At 61.5% G+C, this 6,713-nt stretch carries 6 protein-coding genes and 1 tRNA gene; 5 read left to right on the top strand and 2 right to left on the bottom strand.

Annotation, left to right across the window (positions count from 1 at the left end; translation table 11 throughout):
* The coding region (locus EHS19_RS05535) for a S1C family serine protease (RefSeq protein WP_241677102.1) at positions 1-1,462 on the bottom strand (1,462 nt) is incomplete at its 3' end.
* Positions 1,463-2,314: 852 nt separating this feature from the next.
* Between EHS19_RS05535 and tgt the strand changes: the two genes are divergently transcribed.
* Entirely contained in the window at positions 2,315-3,682 is a 1,368-nt protein-coding gene (gene tgt / locus EHS19_RS05530; protein WP_241677101.1) for a tRNA guanosine(34) transglycosylase Tgt, read from the top strand.
* Between the two features lie 51 nt (positions 3,683-3,733).
* Here the strand turns inward: tgt and EHS19_RS05525 are convergent, their stop codons facing one another.
* On the bottom strand, positions 3,734-4,015 hold the full coding sequence (locus tag EHS19_RS05525) for a hypothetical protein (RefSeq protein ID WP_151916786.1): 282 nt from the start codon (positions 4,013-4,015) through the stop codon (positions 3,734-3,736).
* Positions 4,016-4,166: 151 nt separating this feature from the next.
* Between EHS19_RS05525 and EHS19_RS05520 the strand changes: the two genes are divergently transcribed.
* From EHS19_RS05520 to EHS19_RS05505, 4 genes are all read left to right on the top strand, one after another.
* Positions 4,167-4,252: transfer RNA gene (locus EHS19_RS05520), tRNA-Leu, on the top strand.
* 269 nt (positions 4,253-4,521) lie between these two features.
* Entirely contained in the window at positions 4,522-4,794 is a 273-nt protein-coding gene (locus EHS19_RS05515; RefSeq protein WP_151916785.1) for a hypothetical protein, read from the top strand.
* Complete coding sequence (locus EHS19_RS05510) at positions 4,791-5,063, top strand: ribbon-helix-helix protein, CopG family (protein ID WP_151916784.1); 273 nt, start codon at positions 4,791-4,793, stop codon at positions 5,061-5,063. The genes EHS19_RS05515 and EHS19_RS05510 overlap by 4 nt, the downstream gene beginning before the upstream one ends.
* A gap of 531 nt (positions 5,064-5,594) precedes the next feature.
* Positions 5,595-6,050 carry an Hsp20/alpha crystallin family protein gene (locus tag EHS19_RS05505; RefSeq protein ID WP_151916783.1) on the top strand — a complete coding sequence of 152 codons (456 nt, stop codon included), beginning with the start codon at positions 5,595-5,597 and terminating at the stop codon, positions 6,048-6,050.
* Positions 6,051-6,713 lie beyond the last annotated feature (663 nt).

The following is a 6,713-nucleotide window of genomic DNA, read 5'->3' as shown; positions in this document are numbered from 1 at the left end:
CGTTGTTGTTGTCGTCCATAACCGTCACCGGGCGGTTCAGCGCGGACACGATGCCCGTGGTCGCGGTGTCGTCATAACCGAGCGGATTGCCGATCGCCATCACGCCCTCGCCCACGGCCAGCTGGTCGGAGTCGGCGAACGTGACCGCCTTGAGATCGCTCGGCGGGTTGTCCAGCTTGATGACCGCCAGATCAGTGGTGGTATCGGTGCCGACGACCTTCGCGCTGTAGATCTGGCCGTTGCTGAGCGTGACCTGAATCTGCTGCGCGCCGGAGATCACATGATTGTTGGTGACGATATAGCCCTTGGCATCAACAATCGCACCGGAGCCCTTGGCCGTGCCGTTGCTCAGCTGCGTCTGAATCGACACCACCGAATCGGACACCTCCTTGGCGACCGCCTGCCAGTCGGTCGACTCGCCGGACTTCGCCGTCGCCGTGCCATTGCCGGACTTGTTCGACGACACATTCGTCAGCGAATTCGACGACGCGACCGGAATCGTCACCCATCCCATCGTCAGCGCCGCGTAACCGACGCCCAGGCACAGCGCCGCGGAAACCAGCGCCGCGACCACGGCGATCACCACGCCGCTCGCCGTGCGACGGCCGGTCTTCGCAGCCACGCCGACGTTGCCGGCATCGCCGTTCGCGGGCGCGCCGCCGTTGTCGGAGAACGGGCCGAACGGCGGGAACTGGGCGCCGCCGCCCTGCTGGTTCTGCTGATTCTGCGGCGTACCCTGAGCGCTGCCGAACGGATTGTACTGACCGTACTGCGGCTGCGCGGTGCCGCCGTTGGACGCGCCGCCGTTCTGCTGCGCACCCGGCTGAGCGTTCTGATCGGTTTGCGGCTGCGTGGGGACCGGACCGTACGCGCCGTATTCGGGGGCGGGGCGGTACAGCGGCTGCGGCTGCGGTTGCGGCTGGGCCGTGGGCTGCGCGGGCTGCGACTGAGGCTGGGTGGGCGCGGACGACACGACCGTCTTCTCGCCGGCCGCCGCAGCGTAGTTCGGGGTATCGTCAGTCTGCGGCGCGACCTGAGTTGGCTGAGCTGCCGCCGACTGAGCTGCCGCCGACTGCGGCTGCTGGTATGTCTGGCCGTACTGCGGCTGCGGTGCGGTCGGCAGCGTTTGCGTCGCAGCCGGCTGGGCGGACTCAGACTGCACGGACGCGGGCTGCGCAGACTCAGACTGCGCCACGGAAGCCGGCTGGTTCAGCGGCGGCAGCGTTTGCGTGGACTGCTCGCCGTACTGCGGCTGCGGTGCGGATTGTGCTTGCTGAATCGGTTGTGGTGCAGACTGCGTTTCCTGCGCCGACTGCGGTGCAGACTGCGCTTCCGGGGTCCCGCCAGCGGGATTTGCAGCCGCCTGCGCGGACTGCGGATCGCCTTCGCCCTGCTGGCCGTACTGCGGCTGCGCGGGCTGGATGTTGTTCGGCGTCCAATCGCCATTGTTGTCGTCAGCCATTGCTGCTCCTTACCTGAAGATCGTTCGTTCATCATGTCGGGAGGCGCGTCGCGTTGCGGCGACTCGCCTGCACAGCCCGAGGTGAACTGCTACCTACAGAGTAAAGACAGCGGCACTGGATATTTCCTGAATGTTCATTGGAAGAAACGCACTAATTGTCTTTCGGCTTCATGTGATGGCGCGCTGTGATGGCACGCGATGCCATGCGATGGTACCGTGCTGGCACCCAGCGCGGGAATCCGTTTATGACTACTGACTACCTCACATCCGCTGCGCGGGCCAGCTCGATCCGCCAAAGGGCCAACGATATCATCAACGAACTTCTGACGCAGGACACTAGGTGCTGTTCGGTCAATGGCATGTTGGTTGCCAATTGGCAACCACCGTATCGACCGTTCCGAAGGCCCTGAACAAGCAGAATCCCCGCGATTCCGCCATTTTCCATTTTTCCCGTTGCGGCATGTTGGTTGCCAATTGGCAACCAACATGCCGCTGATCAAACAAGCATCCCAGGCCGAACACCAGTCAAGCGCTCGGCCAGTGATCTGTACGGGTCGGCTCTCCCCAGACCTGCTCCGTTGACGGGGGGATAGGAGGAACGGAGAACAGCGCTATCTGCAGACTGAGAGGCTGATTCGTGGATTCACGGCAGTCTATCTCGAAACTGAGAGGCGGCCAGCGCATGGAAACCGGTTGAAACGAATGGGAAAACCGCATCACACCGTAGATCTCTCGCCGCCGAACAGCCTCTCAGTTTCGAGATAGACTGCCGCAACAGGCAAAAACAGCCTCTCAGTTTCGGGATAGCATCCTCCGGCAGACTCCGGGAGGCTGCCCGTTAGAGTAGTGCCTATGACAAGTCTTCAGGAACCAAGCCTCCAGCAATCAACTCCAGCTCAGAAAGCACCGGCGATCAGTGGCGCAGGCCTCATCGATCACCCACTTGGCGCCAATCCCGGCAAACCTGGCGACCGCAGCGCGTTCCACTTCGAGACCATCACTCGCCTGGACAACACCGCCGACGGCAAAGGACGCGACGGCGCCCGCTACGGACGCACCGGCATTCTGCATACCCCGCACGGCGACATTCGCACGCCCGCGTTCGTCCCGGTCGCCACGCAGGCCGCGATGAAGGCCGTGCTGCCGGAGACCATGCGCGCCGAGGGCGCGCAGTGCATGCTGTCGAACGCGTTCCACCTGTTCGAGCGCCCCGGCGAGGACGTGATCGACGCGGCTGGCGGACTGGCGCGGTTCATGAACTGGGACGGTCCGACGTTCACCGATTCCGGCGGCTTCCAGGTGCTGTCGCTCGGCGCGGGCTTCAAAAAGACGCTCGCCATGGACGTGACCGGCATGAAGTCGGACGACGTGATCGCGGCGGGCAAGGAACGTCTCGCATTCGTGGACGAGGACGGTGTGACGTTCAAATCGCCGCTCAACGGCTCATTGCACCGCTTCAGCGCCGAGATCTCGATGGGCATTCAGCACAAGATCGGCGCGGACATCATGTTCGCATTCGACGAGCTGACCACGCTGATGAACACGCGCTCGTATCAGGAGCAGTCGGTGGAGCGCACGTTCCGCTGGGCGCAGCGCTGCATCGCCGAGCATCAGCGACTGACCGAAGCTCGGCTCGGCAAGCCGTATCAGGCGTTGTACGGCGTGGTGCAGGGCGCGAATTACGAGGATCTGCGTCGGCACGCCGCCGAGCAGATCGCTTCGCTTGACTTTGATGGCGTCGGCATCGGCGGCGCGATCGAGAAGCGCATCATCGGCGACACATGCGCGTGGATCTGCGATGCGATGCCGGAAAGCCGGCCGCGGCACGTCCTCGGCATCGCCGCCGTGGACGACATCTTCGCATGCGTGGAGAACGGCGGCGACACGTTCGACTGCGTCGCCCCCGCGCGCTGTGGGCGCAACGGCGCGATCTTCACCCGCGACGGCCGATACAACGTCAAACGCGCCGAGTTCAAGACGGATTTCGGTCCGCTTGAGGAGGGATGCGACTGCTACACGTGCACGCATTATTCGCGCGCGTACGTCGATCATCTGCTGCGAGCGCGCGAGTTCAACGGGTTCACGCTGGCGACGATCCACAACGAGCATTTCTTCATCAAGCTGCTTGATGACATTCGCACGTCGATCGACGAAGGATACTTCGAGGAGTTCCGCGACGAGACGCTCGCGCGCTTCTACGCGCACGGCTCGCGCGGTTGAGTTTCCGGCTGCGAGCCGCTCCGGAGAGTCGCGCGCGTCGGCATTGTCGCGTCAGCGGGAGCGACGTTCCAACAGTTCCTGCTGACGTCCTTCGATGATCATACGCGAGCAGATCGGGCAGATGCCGCTGTGCCGACCCGTACGGATCAGCGTCGCGAACCGATGGCAGATCCGGCATTCGCGCAGCGAACACATGCCGATGACAACAGCGACAAACGCGACGGGAATACCGATCGCAAACCAAGAGCAGACCATCAGGATCGCACAGACCACCATCAGCAGCATCATTGCCACCATGCAATGCGATCGAGATTGCAGACGATTCATATCCATCACAACAACCCCACATCCGGATATTGAATCCTGCGCACGCGGCAGGTTTCATAGTCCAGCATACCCACGATCGTTCCGACACACGCGCGAAGTGCCGCGACACGCCGATTTGCACATTATTCGATCACCGTGGTAAGTTATCTGCTTGTCTGCGAGTGTGGCGGAATGGTAGACGCGCTGTCTTCAGGTGGCAGTGAGTGTATGCTCGTGGGGGTTCAACTCCCCCCACTCGCACCAGCAAGTAAAGGGCTGGAGCAGTTGGAAACAACAGCTCCGGCCCTTTTGCTATCTCACAAACAGGGCACCGCGGCACCGGTCCGCGCGACACTGGTCGCCGCAACAGAGCAATACGAGGCACTGACTCCGTCAATGGCCATGAAGCACTGAAACGACCCAAGTGACACGATTCAAGTGACACGATCTGCAGTCACCGTTCTCCCATATAGACACGAGACCACTGCTGCAATACAATTATGTATTGCAATACTTATGGAGGTTCATCACCAATGGAAAACGCCATCGTTCATCCACGAGTGCACGAACGCCATCCGAACATCCGCGAGGCAGACGTGTTGGCGGCATGGCACAACGTGCTGCTGTCGGCTCCGAGAGACGACGGCACCGGATCGTGGGTGTCCATCGGCATGGACGACAATGGCCGGCTCCTGGAAATGGTCTCCATACACAACAGTGCCGGACAGTGGCTGATCTATCACGCAATGACGCCACCGACCAAAAAGACCATGAAAGAGCTCGGAGCCATAAGGAGAAAATTATGAATCGCGAGGAAATCAACAAGCTGTTCGGCGTGACCGATGAACAGCTCGACCATATGGCCGCTGAATATGAATCCGGCAAATGGGAAGGCGGCGTTGGACCCATCGTCCCCGGACGTCCACGTATCTATGACGAGGAGCTGGAAACCATCTCGTTCCGCCTACCCAAGTCTCGCGTGAATGCTATCGACGCAAGAGCCAAGCGTAACGGCGAGACCCGCAGTCAATTCCTGCGCCAAGCCGTCGACGACGCTCTGCTCGCCAATGCGTGATTCATGCCTGCAACTCTCACAACACGTTACACGGAGACATCCACCGACGAATTCACTACCCCTCAGTCCCGCTTCGCAGGCCAGCTCCCCTGACAAGGGGAGCCAACAAGATAATCAACGAACTGCTGACGCAGGACACTAGGCTTAGACATGTCAGCCGGGCTTAGGAGAACGCGTAAAGCCCACCGATTCTCAGTCGGTCACCGTCGTTCCGTCAGCGTTCTTCCCCACCTCGGCGACGGTGCCGCACCCGCTCTCAGATTGTCTCCCGGCCCCCGACCCCCGGCACCCAGTACCAACCCGATCGCCAAAACTTGAGCCGAGGTGACTCAAGTTTTTCACTGTGGGTAAAATCGGGGAACATCCGCGCACAACGGGCTATTGTATGAAGTGCAAGGCGAAGGAAGGAGCCCCGGAAGGGGTTCCTGGAACGGCAACGATAACCGGTCAGCAGCCTGCGGCGAGCGATCGCGGCAGGCGCGAAGGCCGGCGAGCCAAGCCGCTCCACTCCGATAGCAAGGAGTACCGATTATGGCTATGTTTCCGGCTTTGATGAATGACACGATGTTCTCGGATCTGTTCGATGATCCGTTCTTCCAGGGCTGGCGTTCCAGCGACAACGGCTCTTCGGCCGTGATGCCCGCCAACATGATGAGCACCGATGTGCGCGAGACCGCCAACGGCTACGACGTGGACATCGATATGCCCGGCTTTGACAAGAACGACATCAACCTTGAGCTCAACAACGGCTATCTGACCGTCTCCGCCCACAAGGACGAGGATTCCGGCGACAAGGACAAGGACGGCAAGTGGCTGCGTCGCGAGCGCTACGTCGGCACCTGCTCTCGTAGCTTCTACGTTGGCGACGACGTGAAGGAATCCGATATTCACGCCTCGTACAAGAACGGCACGCTGTGCATCGCCGTGCCGAAGACCCAGCCGGCCGCTCAGGTCGAGAGCAAGCATCAGATCGCGATTGAGGGCTGAAAACAGGGCTGAAGCACAGCAAGCGCCGATAACGCTGATGTGACTGACGTTTCCAGGCATCGCCCGCGCTACGTGCGCAACGCCGACTAACCTGACGGGCGACAGGAAACAACAGCCTAGCCTCTAAGGCGGATGACATGTGACGCGACAGCGTCCATGCCACCCGCCTTTTTGCGTTGAGCCACCAGCGCACTAACCCCCTGTTCTGCCATTTCCGCCACACGTACCGCCACCCCTGATCACTTTTCCCTGACTGACTCCCCTGGCCGACTCCCCAGACCAACGCCTCTAACCGTCTCCCCTGACCGCCTTTCCTGACCGTCTTTCCCCTGACGCGCCATCTCCCCGCATGCCGCTCTTCCGTTGTTCTCACGCCCGGCACGCGTCGGCCTTTTCAAGCGGCGAAACCGGGGAGTCAACGGCATCCACTTCATTGGGTCACGCGGCACGCGGCGGGTCACGTGGCGCGGGTTCGGTCACGTGGAGCGCCCGCGCCCTGTGACCGCTTGATGAAAACCTTGGTATTTCAACGTTTTTGGCACCTCGGTCACAGGGTGCGAGCGCCCCTGTGACCGCACCCTCCCTGTGACCGCACCCGCGCTCCCTGTGACGTGGAGAACGAGTATCGACAGCAGACGACACAAGCCGTCTCACAGTAGAGAC

Origin of the sequence: Bifidobacterium jacchi, assembly GCF_009078285.1 — a bacterium.
Lineage (GTDB): Bacteria > Actinomycetota > Actinomycetes > Actinomycetales > Bifidobacteriaceae > Bifidobacterium > Bifidobacterium jacchi.
Note: the sequence above shows the minus strand (reverse complement) of the source record. Positions and strands in the feature narration are given on the sequence as shown.

Coding starts and splice junctions, on each gene's coding strand:
- tgt (WP_241677101.1), top strand. CDS start 2,315: ATGACAAGTCTTCAGGAACCAAGCCTCCAGCAATCAACTCCAGCTCAG.
- EHS19_RS05515 (WP_151916785.1), top strand. CDS start 4,522: ATGGAAAACGCCATCGTTCATCCACGAGTGCACGAACGCCATCCGAAC.
- EHS19_RS05510 (WP_151916784.1), top strand. CDS start 4,791: ATGAATCGCGAGGAAATCAACAAGCTGTTCGGCGTGACCGATGAACAG.
- EHS19_RS05505 (WP_151916783.1), top strand. CDS start 5,595: ATGGCTATGTTTCCGGCTTTGATGAATGACACGATGTTCTCGGATCTG.
- EHS19_RS05525 (WP_151916786.1), bottom strand. CDS start 4,015: ATGGATATGAATCGTCTGCAATCTCGATCGCATTGCATGGTGGCAATG.